This window comes from Carnobacterium funditum DSM 5970 (genome assembly GCF_000744185.1).
Lineage (GTDB): Bacteria > Bacillota > Bacilli > Lactobacillales > Carnobacteriaceae > Carnobacterium_A > Carnobacterium_A funditum.
The window spans coordinates 1,112,517-1,131,284 of the sequence record NZ_JQLL01000001.1 but is presented as its reverse complement, the minus strand read 5'-3'; the positions used below and the strand labels follow the sequence as shown (position 1 = coordinate 1,131,284).

At 35.7% G+C, this 18,768-nt stretch carries 21 protein-coding genes and 4 pseudogenes; 21 read left to right on the top strand and 4 right to left on the bottom strand.

The genetic code is table 11. The features are described from left to right. Nucleotides 1–13: 13 nt before the first annotated feature. Together glpK and BR44_RS05235 are read right to left on the bottom strand one after the other, a co-directional pair. The gene (gene glpK, locus BR44_RS05240) at nucleotides 14–1,528 is read right to left on the bottom strand and encodes a glycerol kinase GlpK (RefSeq protein ID WP_034551025.1); all 1,515 of its coding nucleotides are present in this window, start codon (nucleotides 1,526–1,528) and stop codon (nucleotides 14–16) included. A gap of 87 nt (nucleotides 1,529–1,615) precedes the next feature. After that, nucleotides 1,616–2,158: a TetR/AcrR family transcriptional regulator C-terminal domain-containing protein gene (locus BR44_RS05235; protein WP_034551024.1), complete on the bottom strand. Its 543-nt coding sequence runs from the start codon at nucleotides 2,156–2,158 to the stop codon at nucleotides 1,616–1,618. Between the two features lie 208 nt (nucleotides 2,159–2,366). Here BR44_RS05235 and BR44_RS05230 point away from each other — a divergent pair, with 208 nt between their 5' ends. The 14 genes and pseudogenes from BR44_RS05230 (at nucleotide 2,367) to BR44_RS05165 (ending at nucleotide 13,561) form a co-directional block, all read left to right on the top strand. Then, entirely contained in the window at nucleotides 2,367–3,506 is a 1,140-nt protein-coding gene (locus BR44_RS05230; protein ID WP_034551023.1) for a glycerol dehydrogenase, read from the top strand. A gap of 32 nt (nucleotides 3,507–3,538) precedes the next feature. Further along, the gene (dhaK, locus tag BR44_RS05225) at nucleotides 3,539–4,528 is read left to right on the top strand and encodes a dihydroxyacetone kinase subunit DhaK (protein WP_034551022.1); all 990 of its coding nucleotides are present in this window, start codon (nucleotides 3,539–3,541) and stop codon (nucleotides 4,526–4,528) included. A 43-nt stretch (nucleotides 4,529–4,571) separates the two neighbouring features. Further along, entirely contained in the window at nucleotides 4,572–5,153 is a 582-nt protein-coding gene (dhaL, locus tag BR44_RS05220) for a dihydroxyacetone kinase subunit DhaL (protein ID WP_034551021.1), read from the top strand. After that, on the top strand, nucleotides 5,153–5,527 hold the full coding sequence (dhaM, locus tag BR44_RS05215) for a dihydroxyacetone kinase phosphoryl donor subunit DhaM (RefSeq protein WP_034551020.1): 375 nt from the start codon (nucleotides 5,153–5,155) through the stop codon (nucleotides 5,525–5,527). The genes dhaL and dhaM overlap by 1 nt, the downstream gene beginning before the upstream one ends. 29 nt (nucleotides 5,528–5,556) lie before the next feature. Then, entirely contained in the window at nucleotides 5,557–6,726 is a 1,170-nt protein-coding gene (locus tag BR44_RS05210) for an iron-containing alcohol dehydrogenase (protein ID WP_034551019.1), read from the top strand. A gap of 63 nt (nucleotides 6,727–6,789) precedes the next feature. Beyond that, nucleotides 6,790–6,921, top strand: a pseudogene (locus tag BR44_RS05205) (BMC domain-containing protein); the annotation flags it as partial. Nucleotides 6,922–6,942: 21 nt separating this feature from the next. After that, nucleotides 6,943–8,607 (top strand): propanediol/glycerol family dehydratase large subunit, encoded by a 1,665-nt coding sequence (locus BR44_RS05200; RefSeq protein ID WP_034551018.1) that lies wholly within the window; start codon nucleotides 6,943–6,945, stop codon nucleotides 8,605–8,607. Nucleotides 8,608–8,625: 18 nt separating this feature from the next. After that, nucleotides 8,626–9,345: a propanediol/glycerol family dehydratase medium subunit gene (locus BR44_RS05195; protein ID WP_034551016.1), complete on the top strand. Its 720-nt coding sequence runs from the start codon at nucleotides 8,626–8,628 to the stop codon at nucleotides 9,343–9,345. A 5-nt stretch (nucleotides 9,346–9,350) separates the two neighbouring features. Continuing rightward, nucleotides 9,351–9,863 (top strand): diol dehydratase small subunit, encoded by a 513-nt coding sequence (locus tag BR44_RS05190; RefSeq protein ID WP_034551014.1) that lies wholly within the window; start codon nucleotides 9,351–9,353, stop codon nucleotides 9,861–9,863. Nucleotides 9,864–9,886: 23 nt separating this feature from the next. Beyond that, entirely contained in the window at nucleotides 9,887–11,716 is a 1,830-nt protein-coding gene (locus tag BR44_RS05185; RefSeq protein ID WP_034552981.1) for a diol dehydratase reactivase subunit alpha, read from the top strand. A gap of 2 nt (nucleotides 11,717–11,718) precedes the next feature. Further along, nucleotides 11,719–12,057, top strand: a complete 339-nt coding sequence (locus BR44_RS05180; protein ID WP_034551012.1) for a glycerol dehydratase reactivase beta/small subunit family protein — start codon at nucleotides 11,719–11,721, stop codon at nucleotides 12,055–12,057. 131 nt (nucleotides 12,058–12,188) lie between these two features. Then, entirely contained in the window at nucleotides 12,189–12,461 is a 273-nt protein-coding gene (locus tag BR44_RS05175) for a EutN/CcmL family microcompartment protein (protein WP_034551010.1), read from the top strand. A gap of 13 nt (nucleotides 12,462–12,474) precedes the next feature. Further along, entirely contained in the window at nucleotides 12,475–13,005 is a 531-nt protein-coding gene (locus tag BR44_RS05170; protein ID WP_051912538.1) for a cob(I)yrinic acid a,c-diamide adenosyltransferase, read from the top strand. Between the two features lie 46 nt (nucleotides 13,006–13,051). Then, on the top strand, nucleotides 13,052–13,561 hold the full coding sequence (locus tag BR44_RS05165) for a GlcG/HbpS family heme-binding protein (protein WP_084676092.1): 510 nt from the start codon (nucleotides 13,052–13,054) through the stop codon (nucleotides 13,559–13,561). Nucleotides 13,562–13,934: 373 nt separating this feature from the next. On the opposite strand, the pseudogene BR44_RS12090 reads toward BR44_RS05165, so the two are convergent. Beyond that, nucleotides 13,935–14,137: pseudogene (locus BR44_RS12090) on the bottom strand (IS4 family transposase); the annotation flags it as partial. Nucleotides 14,138–14,424: 287 nt separating this feature from the next. Here BR44_RS12090 and BR44_RS05155 point away from each other — a divergent pair. The 7 genes and pseudogenes from BR44_RS05155 (at nucleotide 14,425) to BR44_RS05140 (ending at nucleotide 18,054) form a co-directional block, all read left to right on the top strand. Next, entirely contained in the window at nucleotides 14,425–14,844 is a 420-nt protein-coding gene (locus tag BR44_RS05155) for a DUF4430 domain-containing protein (RefSeq protein WP_051912534.1), read from the top strand. 103 nt (nucleotides 14,845–14,947) lie between these two features. Continuing rightward, nucleotides 14,948–15,364 (top strand): ECF transporter S component, encoded by a 417-nt coding sequence (locus BR44_RS05150; RefSeq protein WP_245592923.1) that lies wholly within the window; start codon nucleotides 14,948–14,950, stop codon nucleotides 15,362–15,364. A 171-nt stretch (nucleotides 15,365–15,535) separates the two neighbouring features. Next, nucleotides 15,536–15,835 (top strand): annotated as a pseudogene (locus BR44_RS11845) (alpha-glycerophosphate oxidase); the annotation flags it as partial. Nucleotides 15,836–15,933: 98 nt separating this feature from the next. Next, nucleotides 15,934–16,893, top strand: a pseudogene (locus BR44_RS05145) (IS30 family transposase). Between the two features lie 185 nt (nucleotides 16,894–17,078). Next, nucleotides 17,079–17,231 (top strand): hypothetical protein, encoded by a 153-nt coding sequence (locus BR44_RS12140; RefSeq protein ID WP_156954890.1) that lies wholly within the window; start codon nucleotides 17,079–17,081, stop codon nucleotides 17,229–17,231. Further along, nucleotides 17,228–17,335, top strand: a complete 108-nt coding sequence (locus BR44_RS11835) for a glycerol-3-phosphate dehydrogenase/oxidase (protein WP_245592922.1) — start codon at nucleotides 17,228–17,230, stop codon at nucleotides 17,333–17,335. The genes BR44_RS12140 and BR44_RS11835 overlap by 4 nt, the downstream gene beginning before the upstream one ends. A gap of 2 nt (nucleotides 17,336–17,337) precedes the next feature. Then, on the top strand, nucleotides 17,338–18,054 hold the full coding sequence (locus BR44_RS05140; RefSeq protein ID WP_034551006.1) for an MIP/aquaporin family protein: 717 nt from the start codon (nucleotides 17,338–17,340) through the stop codon (nucleotides 18,052–18,054). Nucleotides 18,055–18,094: 40 nt separating this feature from the next. On the opposite strand, the gene BR44_RS05135 is transcribed toward BR44_RS05140, so the two are convergent. Continuing rightward, nucleotides 18,095–18,670: a recombinase family protein gene (locus BR44_RS05135; protein ID WP_034551003.1), complete on the bottom strand. Its 576-nt coding sequence runs from the start codon at nucleotides 18,668–18,670 to the stop codon at nucleotides 18,095–18,097. Nucleotides 18,671–18,768: the final 98 nt, after the last annotated feature.

Here is an 18,768-nt window from a genome sequence, read left to right as displayed (position 1 = left end):
TCCAATCAATTTTTTAAAATGATGATCCATGTACTAATTTAGTGTAATAACGGATAGCTTCAACTGCACTATGCCAACCGTGGAGTCGTTCTTGTCGCTCTTTATCAGTCATATGCGGTTCGAATTGTTCATTCTCAGATACTAAAGCTGCTAACTCGCTTTGATCACGCCAATACCCAATAGCTAATCCAGCAAGGTACGCTGCTCCTAGTCCCGTTGTTTCTAGACGTTCGATACGTCTAACGGTTTTTTTAAGAATATCTGCTTGAAATTGAATCAAAAGATTATTTTGTGCAGCTCCGCCATCAACATGGAGAAGGTCTACTGAAATACCTGTATCTGATTCCATTAATTCAATGATATCACTAACTTGATAAGCGATAGATTCTAAGGTTGCTCGAACTAGTTCTCGCCGACTAGTAGATTCGTTGATTCCTAAAAAAGCTCCTCGTGCATTTGAATCCCAATAGGGAGCACCAATTCCTCTAAAGGTTGGAACAACATAAATCCCAGAATTTTTTTCTGCTTTAAGAGCTAATAATTCTGAATCTTCGATTGATTCAAATAACTGCAAACTATCTTTCAACCAGTCAATAGCACTACCCGAAATAAGAGCTGAACCCTCGAGGGCATAGGTTATTTTATTATCAATGGAATAACCGATTGTAGTGAGTAATTTATGTTTAGAAAGTTTAGGTTCAGAGCCCGTATTCATAACAATAAAAGTTCCTTGACCATAAGTGCTTTTTACTTGGCCTGGTTGAAAAGCTAACTGACCAAATAACGCTGCTTGTTGATTTCCAGCAACACCGCTAATAGGAATAGCCACTCCATCAAAAATAGCCGTATCGGTCAAACCATAGACATGAGAACTAGGGAAGACCTTTGGCAAAAGACTCTTTGGAATGTTGAAAAGATTTAATAAATAGTCATCCCATTCTAGCGTATGAATATCAAATAACATCGTTCTTGAAGCATTTGTGTGGTCGGTACAATGCAACTTGCCATTGGTTAGATTCCAAATAAGCCAACTATCGACAGTCCCAAAAGCTAGCTCACCACGCTCTGCTCGTTCTTGTGAACCCGGATGGTGATCGAGGATCCAACGAATTTTACTAGCAGAAAAATAAGGGCTCAAAACTAAACCAGTCTTCTCATGGATGTAAGTTTCAATCTCTTCATTTTCAAGTTGTTTAACAATAGCGAGTGATTGGCTGGAGCTCCAGACAACGGCATTGTGTATCGGTTGCCCAGTTTTACGATCCCAAACGATAGTTGTTTCACGCTGAGTTGTTATGCCTAGTGCCTTAATCTGGTTGAATGAAAGATCAGATTGCTTCATTACCTTTTGAATCACTTCACAAACAGATTGCCAAATAATAGTTGGGTCTTGTTCTACCCAGCCAGATTGTGGAACTTGTTGTTCAAAATGTTGAGCTGCGGTACCGATATAATTTCCTTGACGATCGATAATAATCGCACGTGTGGTTGTTGTTCCTTGGTCAATGGCTAAAATATATTCTGCCATAAGCAATCACGTCCTTAAATAGGTTGTATAGTAAATGAGTATTCTTTCTTCTATTAAAAATACTATTTTTCTTAGTGTCTCTTACCTTTAAATTCTAAAGTAAATTACTTTGATGAGGAGCTCATGATAGTCAGCACTGTTTGGCTCACAATCTTCTAATACCCAATGATAGAGCATTTCAGATAATCCATAAGCACAAAAATCAATTTTTGTTTTTACCAGAGCGTGGTTGCTATCAGAAATAGAATGTGTTTGGAGGTAGTCATCCGTAATAGTTTGAATACTTTGTTTGATGTAATAGATAAAATAATCTTTAAAGGAATCTAATTTTATGTTTGAAACTATTTTTTTATAATACGTTCTATTCTCTTCGAGATAGTTTATTAGATGGAATAATACTTCCTCCCATTTTCCCCATTTCATAATAGATTGAATGAGATCAGTGACATCATAAGAAAATATCCAGGTAATCAAATCATATTTATCATCAAAATGATCATAGAAAGTTTGGCGGCGGTAATCAGTCTGATCCATGATATCTGTTATGGATATTTTGTCAATTACTTTTTCGATAGCTAGATTTTTGAAAGAGCAAGAAATAATTTTTTTTGTTGTATTTTGTTGGTTCATACTGGGGACCCCTTTGACAACCTATTAACTACCCTATTCTATTCCTTTCTATTATACGTCATACTTCAAAATAATTGAAGCGGACAAAGGGTGTCTTTTGTCTGTTGAAATGATACCGCTTTCTTATTAAACTTAGTTTAGATTTAAAAGGAGTCATTTATTATTTCAAGAGTGACTTCATTTTAAAAAATATGAGGAGGAATAAGAAATGAGAAAAGCTTTTATTAGTCCAGCAAAGTATGTTCAAGGAGAAAATGAATTATTAAATTTAGGTTTTTATATTAAGTCCTTAGGAGAATCGGCTTTAGTTATCGGGAATCCAGATGATATCATTCGAGTTGAAGATAAGTTAAATCAAACGGCAAAACGTTTTGGCATCAACGTACATCTAGCTAACTTTGGTGGCGAAGCAACACGTGAAGAAGTCGTGCGTCTTAAAAAATTAGCAAAAGAAAAAGGAGCAGACGTCATAGTTGGTCTCGGTGGTGGGAAAGCAATCGATACTTCTAAAACAGTTGCCAATGGCCATAATTTAATTGTCTGCCCAACTATTGCAGCTACAGATGCACCAACTAGTCATTCTGCAGTACTTTATACGAAAGATCACCACTTTGACGAGTATGCTTATTTTATTAAAAATCCTAGTGTTGTATTAATGGACACAACTGTTATTGCTCAAGCACCAACACGATTTTTAGTATCTGGAATGGGCGATGCACTGGCTACTTACTATGAAGCACGTGCAACACGTCGTTCAAATTCAAATGTAAACGCCGGCTTACCAAATGGCTTCCACACTGGTGATACCGAACCTGCTAAAGGTACGATTGCATCTATTACATTAGCTAAGGTTTGTTATGAAACCGTTCTCGAAAGTGGCTATAATGCTAAGATTGCTTGTGATCACAATGTTGTTACACCGGCTTTAGAGAATATTATTGAAGCCAATACATTATTATCTGGTCTTGGTTTTGAGTCAGGTGGATTAGCTGCAGCACATGCTATTTACAATGGCTTGACGGTTTTAGATGGCCCTCATAATTATTTCCATGGAGAGCAAGTAGCCTTTACAACATTTGTTCAACTTATCCTTGAAGATGCACCAAAAAAAGAAGTCGAAGAATTATTAGATTTTAGCTTATCTGTTGGCTTACCTGTCTCTTTAGCAGATTTAGACGTAAAAGAAGTAAACTATGAAGATATCCTAAAAGTTGCAGAAAAAGCCTGTATTCCTGAAGAATCTATTCACGCTATGCCTTTTAAAGTTACACCTGAAAGTGTTGCTCAAGCTATTATTGCAGCAGATGCACTTGGACGTGATTACAAAAAAATCAAGGCAGTTAAATAAATTTAAAATAAGAATTAAAGGAATGAAACTAGATGAAAAAAATTATGAATGATCCAAATAAAATTGTTGATGAAATGATAGAAGGAATGATTGTAGCGCATTCCGATTTAATTAAAAGAGTATCTGAAACAGGCGTCATCCAACGTAAAACAAAAAAAACTGGAAAAGTAGCGATTATTTCTGGCGGAGGAAGTGGGCACGAACCAGCTCATGCTGGATTTGTTGGGGAAGGCATGTTGTCTGCTGCTGTTTGTGGTGCGGTATTTACTTCTCCAACACCAGACCAAATTTTAGAAGCCATTAAGGCAGCTGATGAGGGTGCAGGTGTGTTCTTAGTCATTAAGAACTATTCTGGAGATATTATGAATTTTGAAATGGCTCAAGAAATGGCCGAAACGGAAGATATTACAGTAGAAAATATCGTTGTAGATGATGATATTGCCGTTGAAGATAGTCTGTATACTCAAGGGAAACGTGGAGTAGCAGGGACGATATTTGTTCACAAAATACTCGGCTACGCTGCTGAACAAGGAAAGTCGATTAAAGAAATAAAAAAATTAGCCGACGACTTAATGCCTAATATTAAATCTATTGGACTCGCACTTACTGGCGTAACAACACCTGGTGCTGCTCAGCCAAGCTTTACTTTAGCTGAAGATGAAATTGAATATGGAGTAGGTATTCATGGAGAACCAGGGTACCGTAGAGAAAAATTACAACCTTCTTATGACCTCGCTGACGAATTGTTGACGAAGGTAGTTAAAGAATTTGATGGGAAAGAAAAAGGTCAATTTGCAGTAATGATCAATGGACTTGGTGGCACACCATTAATGGAGCAATATGTCTTTACAAATGATGTAAAAAAACTGATGGATAAATGTAATTGGTCTATTGATTTTTATAAAATAGGCAACTTTATGACATCACTTGAAATGCAAGGATTGTCGTTGACCCTACTTCATTTAGAAAATGATTTTTATCTTGAAGCACTAAATGCGCCAGTTAAAACAATCGCCTGGTAAAATAAGAACGAATGATTGAGGGATGAAAGGAGTTCGAACTAAGATGAATGTTCAAACAGGTATTCGTTGGATGGAGTTATTTAATGAAAAAATCCAACAAGAAAAAGATTATTTAACCCAGCTGGACACACCAATTGGAGATAGCGATCATGGTAATAATATGTCGAGAGGCATGTCTCACGTTATTCAGGCAATTGAATCAGAATCTCCTGATTCGCTTGAAGCACTTTTAAAATTAGTTACGACAACTTTATTAAGTAAAGTTGGAGGAGCTTCAGGTCCCTTATATGGTTCAGCATTTATGGGTATGTTAAAAACACTTCAGCAAGATGATTCTTCATGGAGTAAAATACTTCAAGGTGGATTAGAAAGTATCCAAAAGCGTGGGAAAGCTGAAATTGGCGATAAAACGATGATTGATGTTTGGGCACCTGTTGTTCAAGCAGTAGAAGACAATCAATTAACAAGTGATGTGATTGATGAGGCTGTTGAAGCGACGAAACCATTAAAAGCTAAAAAAGGCCGTGCCTCATATGTAGGAGAACGTTCCATTGGACACATTGATCCTGGTGCCTATTCGTCTGCTTTACTATTTAAGGCTATGTTGGAATCGGAGGGAAAATAATGGAGAAACCAGGAATGATTATTATCTCTCATGTTTATGAGATTGCAAAAGGTGTTGAGCGATTGCTTCAAGAAGTTGCCAAAGATGTTGCTATTGAAGTGATTGGCGGGGTAGACAAGACTGAGATTGGAACAAGTTTTGATACCATTCTTGAATTAGTCAACAATCATTCATCTGATCATCTATTAGCTTTTTATGATTTAGGTAGTGCTAAAATGAACTTGGAAATGGTAAAAGAACTTAGCGATAAATCGATTACGATTTATGATGTTCCAATTGTTGAAGGTTCTTATACTGCAGCGGCACTTTTACAGGCTGACGTTACTCAAGAGGCAGTTGAAGAGCAACTAAAAGAAATGCAGATTGATAAATAAAAAAATATAAGAAGAATTGGGGAATAGATATGTTAAAAGAGAATTATGATTTTATGATGCCTAATGTAAATTTTTTTGGTCCTGGGGTAGTTAAAAAGGTCGGAGAAAGAGCAAAAATGTTGAATATGAAAAAAGTATTGATTGTAACAGATACTTTCTTAAGAGACTTAGATAACGGGCCAGTTAAACAAGCAGAAAGTTCTTTACTGAAAGCTGATATTGCATACGTTATTTTTGATGGTGTAGAACCAAACCCGAAAATAAGGAATGTTAAAGAAGGTAAAAAGGTATATATTGATAATCATTGTGATTCAATCATTACGATAGGTGGTGGATCAGCTCATGATTGTGGAAAAGGAATTGGTATTGTTTTATCAAATGGTGATGACCTACCATCCCTTGCCGGAATTGAAACATTAGAAAATCCTTTGCCGCCGCTAATGGCTGTAAATACAACAGCTGGAACGGCCTCAGAAATTACACGACATGCGGTTATAACCAATGAAAAAACTCATTTGAAATTTGTTGTTGTTTCTTGGCGAAACGTCCCATTAGTTTCTTTTAATGATCCAATGCTCATGCTGGATATTCCGACAGCCCTAACTGCTGCCACAGGTATGGATGCCTTAACACACTGTGTAGAATCTTATGTGTCAGTAAATAGAAATCCAATTACAGACGCCCAAGCGATTCAAGGAATAAAATTAGTTAGTAAATATCTGAGACGTGCCGTAGCTAACGGACATGACGTAGAAGCAAGAACCAATATGGCCTATGCTTCAATTTTAGCTGGCATGGCTTTCAATAATGCAGACTTAGGTTATGTTCATGCAATGGCTCATCAATTAGGTGGGCAGTACGATGCTCCTCATGGAGTGTGTTGTGCTGTGTTGATGCCCACTGTTGAAAAATGGAATATTATTAGTAATCCAGAGCGTTTTTCTGATATTGCAGAATTACTAGGTGAGAATATTGCAGGATTATCCGTTAGGGAAGCTGCCGATAAAGCTATTGAAGCAATGATTCGTATTTCTGAAGATGTTGGTATACCAACAAATATCAAGTCTCTGGGTGCTTTACCAGAAGATTTTGATCAGATGGCAATAAATGCATTGAAAGATGGGAATGCTTTTTCTAATCCTAGAGTTGGTAACAAGGATGATCTCATAAAACTATTTCAAAAAGCATACGAAGCATAGAAAATATTTTTGTGTTTATTATTTACCCTCATAAGAAATTAGTTTGAATGGAGGAAATAAATTATGCAACAAAAAGCATTAGGCTTGATTGAAACACGTGGTTTAATTGCATCAATCAAAGCAACAGATGCAATGTTAAAAGCAGCTAATGTTACATTAGTAGGACAAGAAAAAATTAGTCAAGGGTTAATCACTGCTTAGAGGAGGGATTATAGAATGAAAAGATCAAAACGATTTGAAGTATTAGAAAAACGTTCAATCCATAAAGATGGTTTTGTAAAGGAATGGATAGAAGAAGGTTTTATCGCCATGGAAAGTCCAAATGATCCAAAACCTAGCATTAAGATTGAAAATGGAATTATTACAGAACTTGACGGAAAAAGACGTGAAGATTTTGATTTAATTGATTATTATATAGCAGACTATGGTATTGAAAAAGATAATGCTGAGAACGTTTTGGCAATGGATTCAGTAAAATTGGCTAATATGTTGTGTGATCCTAATATTTCGCGTTCGATTATTATTGATTTAACGACTTCTATGACACCAGCTAAAATTGTTGAGGTTGTTAGTCAAATGAATGTTGTCGAGATGATGATGGCGATGCAAAAAATGCATTCAAGAAGACGCCCAGCTACACAATCACATGTTACTAATTTACGTGATAATCCCGTTCAAATTGCAGCAGATGCAGCAGAAGGTGCTTTCAGAGGCTTTGCCGAGCAAGAAACGACCGTTGCTGTTGGTCGTTATGCACCATTTAATGCTATTTCACTTTTAGTTGGGTCACAAGTTGGGCGACCAGGAGTATTAACACAATGTTCAGTAGAAGAAGCTGCAGAACTTGATTTAGGTATGCGTGGTTTTACGTCATATGCTGAAACAATATCTGTATATGGTACAGAACCAGTGTTTACAGATGGAGATGACACACCTTGGTCTAAAGGATTCTTAGCATCTTGTTATGCATCTCGTGGATTAAAAATGCGGTTTACATCCGGAGCGGGATCTGAAGTTATGATGGGATATGCAGAAGGAAAATCAATGTTATATCTTGAAGCACGTTGTATTTTTATTACAAAAGCCAGCGGTGTTCAAGGGCTACAAAATGGTGCTGTAAGTTGTATTGGTATCCCAGGTGCAGTTCCAACAGGAATACGTGAAGTGTTAGCAGAAAACTTAATCTGTGTTCTGTTAGACCTAGAAGTTGCTTCAGGAAATGACCAAGCATTTTCCCATTCTGATATGCGCCGTACTGAGAAGCTAATGTGTCAATTTTTGCCAGGTACTGATATTATCTCTTGTGGTTTTTCAGCAGTTCCTAATTATGACAATATGTTTGCTGGTTCAAATACAGATATAGAAGATATTGATGATTATTTAGTTTTTCAACGTGATTTAAAGGTTGATGGAGGTCTTCGCCCAGTTACAGAAGAAGAAACTATCAAAGTACGTAATAAAGCAGCTCGTGCTATTCAAGCAATTTTTGATGAATTAGATCTTCCAAAAATTACTGATGAAGAAGTAGAAGCAGCAACCTATGCTCACGGCTCTAAAGATATGCCTGATCGTAATCTTGTCGAAGATATGAAAGCAGCACAAGAATTATTGAATCGCAATATTACAGGTGTAGATCTTGTTAAAGCATTAGCTAAAACAGAATTTAAAGATGTCGCTGAAAGTATGTTAAGTATGTTAAAACAGCGTGTTGCTGGAGACTTTTTACAAACAGCTGCAATTTTTGATGATCAGTTCAATGTCATTTCAGCAGTTAATGACTGTAACGATTACATGGGACCTGGAACTGGTTATCGTCTTGAAGGGGAAGAATGGGAAAAAGTAAAAAATATTCCAATGGCGATTGACCCTCGTTCAGTTTAAGAAATGGAGGATAAAATAATGTCTGAATTAAACGTAAACGAAGATCTGTTAAGAGCCATTATACGTGATGTGAAAAAAGAGATGCCAACGGATGACTCTGCTGTAATATTTAAAGAGACACTAAGTGATAATTCGCATCAAGAGACTGCAGTTCAAAATAAAACACAAGTAATTGCTAAACAAAAAAATTGGTTTAAGCATGCCGGAGTGGCAAAATCAGGAACGTCTAAAGATGAAGTAGTGGTGGCAGTTGCACCAGGATTTGCAGAGTTTTTGACAGAAAACTTAACTGGTCTTTCTCATAGAGATATTTTGCGTCAAGTTATCGCAGGTATTGAAGAAGAAGGACTAAAAGCTCGAGTTATTAAAGTATATCGTACAGCTGATGTTTCTTTTGTAGGTGCAGAAGGAGATCAATTATCTGGTTCAGGAATTTGTGTCGCAATACAATCAAAAGGTACAACTATTATTCACCAAAAAGATTTAGCACCATTATCAAACCTCGAATTATTCCCTCAAGCTCCAGTTATAACATTGGATACTTATCGTGCCATTGGGAAAAATGCAGCAAAATATGCTAAGGGTGAATCACCCAGTCCGGTTCCTACAGTTAGTGACCAAATGGCACGTGTTGCGTATCAAGCGTTGTCTGCTTTAATGCATATTAAAGAAACAAAGAATGTAGTAATTGGTAAACTAGCTGAAGAGATTATTGTGGACTTTGCAACGAAGGAGTGATAGATATGTCAGAGTTAGATGAAGTAGGTAAAAAAATAGTAGAAGAAATTAGTGTTGAACCTGTACCTAAACCTTACAAAACTGAGGACTATGAAAACATGCAAAAAATGGGAGTAACAGACTATCCTTTATATACGCAACATCCAGATTTAGTGAAATCTCCTACTGGAAAATTACTGGATGAGATTACACTAACTAATGTGATGAGTGGCATTATTACTTCGCAAGATCTTCGTATTACACCTGATACATTACGTCGTCAAGGGGAAATTTCTGAAGCATCTGGACGTGCTGCTTTAAAACAAAATTTTGCACGTGCAGCTGAACTAACTGCAATTCCAGATGAACGTATATTACAAATTTATGAAACATTAAGACCATATCGTTCTACAAAAGAAGAATTAGTTGCTATTGCTGAAGAATTAGAAGTTAAATACAATGCACCAATTAACGGGAAATTTATTCGTGAGGCTGCTAAGTATTATGAAGTAAGAAAAAAATTAAAAGGTGATAACTAGTCTTGGAAGGAAAATCATTTATTATAAAAAAAATAATTGGCGTTGATATCGGTAACTCTTCAACGGAGGTAGCTTTAGCAGATGTTAGTCCAAATGGAGATGTAAGGTTCATTGATTCTGCTATTGTACCAACTACAGGTATAAAAGGTACAAAGAAAAATTTATTGGGAATAAAATCAGCTATAGAAATAGTCGTGTCGAAAACGAATATTAATATTTCTGATGTAGACTTAATCCGCATTAATGAAGCAACTCCTGTTATAGGAGATGTAGCTATGGAAACAATAACAGAGACAATTATTACTGAATCAACAATGATTGGTCATAATCCTAAAACGCCTGGCGGAGTGGGATTGGGTGTGGGTTATACTATAAACCTTGTCGATCTCTATGAACAAAAAAATCAAACGAAAGACTACGTTGTTATTGTGCCTAAAGACGTTGATTTTGGAGATGCGGCTAACTTAATCAATTTATATGTTAAATATGGTTATAGAATCACAGGCGCTATTCTTCAAGGTGATGATGGTGTATTAATAAGTAATCGCTTAGAGAATAAAATTCCAATCGTAGATGAGGTAGCTTACATTGACAAGATTCCACAAATGATGTTAGCAGCTGTAGAGGTAGCGGGAAAAGGGCAAGCAATTTCTCAATTATCCAATCCATATGGTATTGCAACCGTCTTTAATTTGAATTCTGATGAGACAAAGAATATTGTTCCTGTTGCACGTGCCCTTATTGGAAATCGATCAGCTGTAGTTATTAAGACACCGAAAGGGGATGTGAAAGAAAGAATTATCCCTGCAGGTACTTTAATTATTGAAGGCGAAAAACATACAAGTGAAATTGGCGTTTCTGATGGTGCCGAAAAAATCATGAGTATTATTTCAAGTTTTAAAGTTATAGAAAATATAACGGGTGAGGCAGGAACTAATATGGGTGGGATGCTCGAACTCGTCCGTCAAACAATGTCTGAATTAACTAATAAACAGATTAGTGAAATATTTATCAAAGATTTATTAGCAGTTAATACGTTTGTACCGATTGATGTTAAAGGTGGCTTGGCTGGTGAAATTTATATGGAGCAAGCTGTAGGAATTGCATCTATGGTTAAGTCAGACAGACTTCAGATGACATTGATTGCTGATGAAATTCAAAAACAGTTTAACATACAAGTTGAAGTTGGTGGCGCAGAGGCAGAAGCTGCTATATTAGGTGCATTAACAACAGCCGGAACGAATAAGCCTCTGGCGATTTTAGATCTAGGCGCAGGATCAACAGATGCCTCTATTATTGATTCTTCAGATCGAATGACGTCCATACATCTTGCTGGAGCTGGAGATATGGTTACTATGTTGATTAACTCTGAATTAGGAATAGAAGATCAATACTTAGCCGAAGATATCAAGCGATATCCATTAGCGAAAGTAGAAAGTTTATTCCATATTCGTCACGAAGACGGTACAGTTGAATTTTTTGAAAAAGTTTTACCAGCTAATATTTTTGCTAAGACGGTTGTAGTTAAACCTGATGGGTTTGTTCCAGTGCCTGGAGATTTATCTATCGAGAAAATTAAGCTGGTTAGACAGACAGCTAAAAAACGTGTATTCGTTACAAATGCTATTCGCGCATTGAGTCATGTTAGTCCAACGGGCAATATTCGTGATATTCCATTTGTTGTAATTGTAGGTGGATCGGCTATAGATTTTGAGATTCCACAGCTAGTAACGGAAGAGTTGTCCCATTACTCATTAGTGGCGGGCCAAGGTAATATCCGTGGAATTGAAGGGCCGCGTAATGCAGTTGCTACAGGTCTAATTCTTTCTTACGCTCGTTCAAGGAGGAAATAAGCATGAGTAACCCAGTTATCAAAGTAGTAAGTTATGTTAGTGAACATACATTAGCGCCTCTGTTATACGGGATGGAAGAAGAAGAGATTCCGTTTGAGATAATTGATTTAGATAGTGGTTATGACCTTTGTCAAGCAGCTTATCAAGCTTCTATACAGTCTTCGTTGTCAGTAGGATTAGCAATTGATAGCAGTCACGCTATTCTCCATTATAAAAATCTACCTAAAAACGAACCATTATTTGAGGTAGATATACAGAATGTTTTAGAAGTCATGAAAATTGGTACTAATGCAGCAAGATTAGTTAAGGGCATCCCCTTTAAACCATTAAGGGAGGTGTAGAACATCGGATGCAGTTGGAATATTCCAGACAAATCTATTTTAATTAAGACAAAATAGCAGGAAATGACAAATGAAGCGTACGAATTATCTATGAAAAAAGAATTACAGATTGCAGAAAGGATAAATCAAACATAGATATGGGGCGCGTAATCGGCAGTATTGAAGCCAGTCAAAAGAACGAATCTTTAGTAGGAATAAAACTAATGATTGTTCAACAAGTAAATAGTGACGGCGAAGCAATGAAATATGAAGAAGTTGCAGCTGACACTGTAGGTGCAGGTATTGGTAAATATGTATTACTTGTTAGAGGGGCTGGCGCTAGAAAAGCTGAACGAGATAATCTGGGCCAGCAAGATGTACTTGATTGTTCTATCGTAGGGATGATTGACCGTTTTAATAAATAAGGATGTGATATATATGGCAATCTATACTAAAACAGGAGACGAAGGTTCTACAAGTTTATTTGATGGTCAACGAGTTAAGAAATATTCAAATCGTGTTAATGTTTATGGCACGTTTGATGAATGTAATGCAGTAATTAGTATTGCTGAAAAATTTAGTCAGATTCCTGAGAATAAAGAGTTTCTAATTAAATTACAATATAAGATGTTTCAGTTATCTGGTGAAATAGCAACGGTTCATTCCGAGGAGTTTGCGGCACATAATGAACAAATTAGTCAAATAGACATTAAAGAGTTAGAACATATCATCGATGTCTATACCGAAAAATTACCTGAGATTAAAACATTTATTCTACCAGGAACTAGCATTGCGGGCTCACATTTGCATTTAGCTAGAACAGTTTGCCGTAGAGCTGAACGTTTGTTGATTCAACTCTCTGAAGAAGTAGAAATACGACCTGAAACTAAACAATATACTAATCGTTTGTCAGATTGCTTATATATATTAGCTCGCTCAGAAGACCATTATCAAAAACAAGAAAAGTAAGTAGACGAAATAATCATGAGATATAAAGAACAGATAGGTGGATAATATGGAAAATAAAAATATTGAAAAAGCTCTTACTTATTTAAAATCTGAAACTAATTTTGATGAAAAAATTGAAAAGGTCATTGCGTATCTAAAAGCCGAAACTTATTTTGAAAAAGACAATCTATATCGTATTATCGATGTAGCGGAACAAAAGGCACAAGAAATTAATGTTCCAGTCACAATTTGTATTAGTGATATGAGTGGACATCCAAGAATGTTCTATCATATGCCTGAAGCTAACATTGCAAGTATTACACTAGCCCCCAAAAAAGCTAATACAGCTATTATGATGCGCAAACCAACTAAAGATTTAAATAAAGATACAGTACCAAATGGAGAATTATATCAAATAGAAACTATGTTAAATGGTGAAATGGTTACCTTTGCAGGTGGTATTCCACTGGTCTGTCATGGTCAAGTGATTGGAGCAATTGGTATAAGTGGTGGTTCAGTAGAGGAAGATCAGTTAATCTGTGAGATATCAGTAAAAACATTTTTTGAAGGAGAATAGCGATATAAATCTTGAAGAGCAAATCAGAAAAAATATTAGCAGAAGAATTGGGAAACTCAGAAAATACAACTACTCCAGTTTCTCAAAAAGGTAGTAAAGGGATTTTTTACTAATGTAGGTGCTGCAGTTGTTGCCGCTGCCGCTAAAGCGGCTCAAGAAGTTTTTGTAGACTCTACAATTGAAACTCGAGACAAAATTATCTAAGCGTTTAAAGATAGTTTGACTAACCTAATTTTTTATTTTTCTGAAAAAAAGAAAAAAAGGAGCACCTGCACAAAAGATGACTATTTCCAGAAAATTTTGCTTATTCAACTGATTCCATTAGTGTCTGAAAACCTTTCTTTGAAGGTTAAGTAGGCATTAAAAGATTGAGTTATTCTTCTGTGAATTGAAATAACAGATAATGAAAAAACCAGTTAATTTGAAAATAGACTGTTTACTTTTTGTTTTTAACTTAATCAAATAAGTTAGGAAGCTGGTAATTATGGGTAAAATCAATTGATTGATAATACCTTTTCCACTTCTTGAAAAAAATTTTTTGATAGTCATATCTTGCTTAATATGCTTGAAGAAGAGTCCGAAAGAAACTAAGTTTCTTTCGGTATTTATCAAAGGCAGAAATATTTTTTGAATAAGATTCAGTAAATAATCAAACTTAAAGCAGATTTTTTTACATTTATCCATGAGCTAGGTCCTTTTTATTGGTCTTGGATGAGTCATCTGAGTTCAGTATAAAGAACTTTTTTTGCTTATTGGACTAATATAAATAAATTTGTGAAACATATAATATTTTATGCAACACTAGTGATATTAGTTAATAGATTTATTGATAAAACTAATTACTATTATTGGAGGAAAAAACGATGAAAAAAACAAATAATTTAATTTTAGGCTTGTTAATGGCTGGAATATTGGTGACCGGTTGTGGAGTTTCAGAAACACAAGAGATGACTAATAGTTCAGAAAAACAAGTGGAATCAAGTCTTGTCAAAGAGGAATCTAAGGAAGTTTCAGCGACTGTAAAAGTTGTCGTTGCCGGAGAAGAAATCGATAACGTCGACTTAGCCGTAGATAGTGGAGCCATCCTTTTAGATGCTATGAAAGAAAATATGAAAATTGAAGAAACTGATGGATTTATTAATAGCATTAACGGCGTCGAACAATCAGAAAAAGATAATAAATTCTGGATTTATATTGTAAACGATGAACAAGTAACGGTTGGCGCAAACGAATACGAATTGTTGGATGGAGATCAAGTAGTTTGGGAACTAACGGAATTCTAAGATGGTCCACAATAAAACAAAAAGAATCGCTCTTCTCGGACTACTCACTTCTTTTATTTATGTAGGTAGGGTTTCATTTAGTTTTCTACCTAACGTTCAACCGATGACAACGATTTTGATTATTATCACTCTCTCTTTAGGATTAGCTGATGGGCTTATTGTTGCTTTATTATCTTTAGTAGTCTCAAATCTTAGTTTGGGTTTTGGTGTTTGGACTATCGCGCAATTAATAGCTTTTACAGCTGTTCTTTTAGTTGTTTACCCTTTTCGTAGAATATATAATAATATTCCACTAGTTGTAATGGCATTCATCAGTGGATTCACTGGTTTATTGTATGGTTTCATCGTCTCACTTGTACAGGCTCCGTTCTTTGGTTGGCTATCTTTCTTCCCCTACTATATCTCTGGTATTCCCTATGATATAGCGCATGCTATAGGTAATTTTGTGTTTTATCTATTATTAGCACCTCTTTTTTATCCTATTATTCATAAACAAACAAATAAGTTGTATTTACTTTGACGATTCAAAACAATTTAGTGTTAGGAGTAAACGATATGTTAATAGTTAGTAAGAAAAATAGCGAACTGTCTTACCTACACTTTATTTTTAACTAGTAAATCTAAGTGAGTTAATAGGTATCTATAATTGACAATAAAAATTCATTGATATCATTACCCTGTTACTGTCGATTTCGGAACAACTGATACAGACTATCAAGGCGATTATTTGAATCCAATTGCCGAAAAAGAAGACGTTGATTATCTATTAGAATTTTTGAACTACTATTATCCAGGAGCTAACATTACACTAGCAGATGTTGAATCGAGTTGGTTTGGATTATGCCCCATTGATTTCAACAAATGGTGGATCGGATTATAATGGTGGCGACAATGCAAGATTACAGACGATAGATTTGCTAAAGTCGTTGATATTATTACAAAATACAAAGAAAAAACGGGTGATATATTTGCAGTAGAAGATGTTTTAAGTAGTCGTGGATTGTAAGATTAAGCTATACAAATAAAAAAGCCATTCGTGATAAACTCTAATTGTATTTCCAACCATAGAAAACAAAGGAGTGATCACAAATGACCTATACCCATATTACCATGGATGAACTAGTGATGATAGAATCTTATTATCATCAAAGTATTCCAGTTGCTAAAATAGCTACTTATTTAAATCGTACTCGAACACCGATTAATACTGTTATCAAGTTCTTCAAAGTAGGCCATACAGCTTTCGAGTATTACCTGCGGTATAAGGAAAACAAGAAGCAGTGTGGACGGCAAAAAGCAATTTTGCCACACGAACAACAACTTTATATCAAAGAAAAAGTAGCTGAAGGCTGGACGCCTGATGTCATTAGTGGCCGTAAAGAAATGACAATAGACTGTTCCGTACGAACGCTTTATCGACAGTTCAAAGAAAAAATATTCGATGAAGCTACCCGTCCCATGAAAGGGAAAAGGAAGCCAAATGGACATCAAGAACGTAGGGGTAAACAACCCTACAAACGAAATGTCTCTGAAAGAATAATAGATTATCCAACATTTAAAGAAGAATTTGGTCCTATCGAAGGAGATACCATCGTAGGTGTCCGCCATAAAAGTGCTGTCATTACTTTAGTGGAGATTTTGTTGAAAGCTATCATTACTTTAAAGCCCCAAGGGCGTAAGGTATGCGACATTTAGACTGCCATGAACCAATGGTTTCAATCCGTTCCGAGAAATCTATTCAAATCTATCACTTTTGATTGTGGAAAAGAGTTTTCTAACTGGAAATCGTTGTGTAACCAGCATGATGTCGCTATCTATTTCGCTGACCCTGGGGCGCCGTCACAAAGAGCTTTAAATGAGAATTCTAATGGTCTCCTCCGAAAAGATGGATTACTAAAAGAAATGGATTTCAACGAAGTTGACCAGACTTTCGTATCATCTGTTGCACATAAACGGAATAAAATTCCGAGAAAGTCACTAAATTACCAAACACCGTTGGAAGTTTTTATGAGTTACATGGATGAAGATATTTTGTCTAGCTTAATTTGACAAATCAGAAGTTTAGAAAGTGAATTATCAGAAGGGGAAAACAATCCTTCAGCTGTTTCTCGAGGAAGTGATTTAACTAGTGAAGAAGATGGTTTAATTACACTATCTGGTGGGAAAATTACAAATTATCGTAAAATGGCAGAAGGTGCTCTAATTTTAATTCAAAAATTACTGAAAGTGGAAAAATGGATCCACAAAAAGTTGAAGAAACCTTAGCTGAATTAGTTGAAACTGGAATAGACAAAGGCTTAACAGAAAAAGAAGCGACCTATTTTGTTGATTTATATGGTACAAATGCACCGTTAGTCTTTAGTAAAGTCAAAGGAATGAAGAAATGACGGATATACTTAAATGGATCCAAGAAGAAAAATTTAGCTATATTGCTGAGTTAAACAAAGCAATTAACGACTCAGACTTAACTGAATTAAAAGGGGAGAGATAAAAATGAGTGGAGATACATTACAGATTTTCAGTGAGTTTTTAGGAACGTTAATTTTAGTTCTTTTAGGAGACGGAGTAGTTGCGGCGGTTAGCTTGAAAAAAAGTAAGGCAGAAGCTTCCGGTTGGATTGTTATTACTTTAGGTTGGGGTGCAGCCGTAACAATTGGGGTTTATATTGCAGGCTTTATGGGACCAGCTCATATAAATCCAGCCGTAACTCTTGCAATGGCTATAGCAGGTAACTTTAGTTGGGGTCTAGTCATACCGTTTATACTTGCTCAAGTAGCAGGTGGAATAGTTGGAGCTGTTTTAGTCTGGTTGACTTATATTGATCATTTTGCAGCAACAGAGGGCAAAGGAGCTATTTTAGGAACATTCGCAACTGGACCAGCAATTAAAAATCATCCAGCCAATCTTGTCACAGAAATTATTGGCACAATTGTTTTAATCTTAGGTTTATTATCATTCTCTCAATATACATTTGCAGATGGAATGAACCCGGTGGTTGTAGGTTTGTTAATTGTTTCAATCGGACTGTCACTAGGTGGAGCAACAGGTTATGCTATTAATCCAGCTCGTGATTTAGGACCAAGAATTACACACCAATTTTTACCAATTAAAAATAAGGGTACTTCTGACTGGGGTTACTCATGGGTTCCAATTGTAGGACCGATGATAGGTGCAGTTATAGGAGCACTACTTTTCTTAGTAATGACTTAAAAAGTAGATGAAAAAGGATTGAAAACTTTGTTATGAACCCCTACCCTTCACTTGTTAATAGTTCTAATTCTCTCACTTTTAGCTTACGATACAATGAACCTTGAGAAATACCAGTAATACGGATGATATCTTTAACCGAATATTGACCAGAATTATATAATCTTAAAGTATCTTTAACTTTTTGTTTATCCATTATCGGTCTACCAAGCTTCACACCACGTGCTTTAGCAGAAGCTAATCCTTCATTTACACGCTGTACTGTCAAATCTCGTTCTAATTGAGCAATCACAGCCATCATCTGAAACATAGCCTGGCCGGTTGGTGTAGAGGTATCTAGGTTCTCTTTCAACGATACAACTTCTACGCCTTGTTCTTTCAGTTCTTCAACAGTAGAAAGGATGTCTAGCGTTTTCCTACCTAAGCGACTAATGGATTCAATAATAACGGTATCCCCAGATCGAACACTATTAAATAAGGTATCTAATCCTGCTCGCTTTTTTTGCGTACCGGTAAATTTTTCTTGTATTAGTTTATCGTAACCAACTTTTTCTAAAGCGTCAAATTGACGATGAAGTTCTTGTTTGTCTGTTGATACTCTAGCATAAGCAATTCTCATCATTTCACCTCTCGAAATTATTTCTTCTATTCATAAATAAATTGATAGATTATTTTTTATAATAAGTTTTTTTTTTTATACCATTACCACTTTTAAAT

Coding starts and splice junctions, on each gene's coding strand:
- BR44_RS05150 (WP_245592923.1), top strand. CDS start 14,948: ATGACAACGATTTTGATTATTATCACTCTCTCTTTAGGATTAGCTGAT.
- BR44_RS05155 (WP_051912534.1), top strand. CDS start 14,425: ATGAAAAAAACAAATAATTTAATTTTAGGCTTGTTAATGGCTGGAATA.
- BR44_RS05230 (WP_034551023.1), top strand. CDS start 2,367: ATGAGAAAAGCTTTTATTAGTCCAGCAAAGTATGTTCAAGGAGAAAAT.
- BR44_RS11835 (WP_245592922.1), top strand. CDS start 17,228: ATGACGGATATACTTAAATGGATCCAAGAAGAAAAATTTAGCTATATT.
- BR44_RS05140 (WP_034551006.1), top strand. CDS start 17,338: ATGAGTGGAGATACATTACAGATTTTCAGTGAGTTTTTAGGAACGTTA.
- BR44_RS05195 (WP_034551016.1), top strand. CDS start 8,626: ATGTCTGAATTAAACGTAAACGAAGATCTGTTAAGAGCCATTATACGT.
- BR44_RS12140 (WP_156954890.1), top strand. CDS start 17,079: ATGGATCCACAAAAAGTTGAAGAAACCTTAGCTGAATTAGTTGAAACT.
- BR44_RS05210 (WP_034551019.1), top strand. CDS start 5,557: ATGTTAAAAGAGAATTATGATTTTATGATGCCTAATGTAAATTTTTTT.
- dhaK (WP_034551022.1), top strand. CDS start 3,539: ATGAAAAAAATTATGAATGATCCAAATAAAATTGTTGATGAAATGATA.
- BR44_RS05235 (WP_034551024.1), bottom strand. CDS start 2,158: ATGAACCAACAAAATACAACAAAAAAAATTATTTCTTGCTCTTTCAAA.
- BR44_RS05170 (WP_051912538.1), top strand. CDS start 12,475: ATGGCAATCTATACTAAAACAGGAGACGAAGGTTCTACAAGTTTATTT.
- BR44_RS05190 (WP_034551014.1), top strand. CDS start 9,351: ATGTCAGAGTTAGATGAAGTAGGTAAAAAAATAGTAGAAGAAATTAGT.
- BR44_RS05165 (WP_084676092.1), top strand. CDS start 13,052: ATGGAAAATAAAAATATTGAAAAAGCTCTTACTTATTTAAAATCTGAA.
- BR44_RS05180 (WP_034551012.1), top strand. CDS start 11,719: ATGAGTAACCCAGTTATCAAAGTAGTAAGTTATGTTAGTGAACATACA.
- BR44_RS05135 (WP_034551003.1), bottom strand. CDS start 18,670: ATGAGAATTGCTTATGCTAGAGTATCAACAGACAAACAAGAACTTCAT.
- dhaM (WP_034551020.1), top strand. CDS start 5,153: ATGGAGAAACCAGGAATGATTATTATCTCTCATGTTTATGAGATTGCA.
- dhaL (WP_034551021.1), top strand. CDS start 4,572: ATGAATGTTCAAACAGGTATTCGTTGGATGGAGTTATTTAATGAAAAA.
- BR44_RS05200 (WP_034551018.1), top strand. CDS start 6,943: ATGAAAAGATCAAAACGATTTGAAGTATTAGAAAAACGTTCAATCCAT.
- glpK (WP_034551025.1), bottom strand. CDS start 1,528: ATGGCAGAATATATTTTAGCCATTGACCAAGGAACAACAACCACACGT.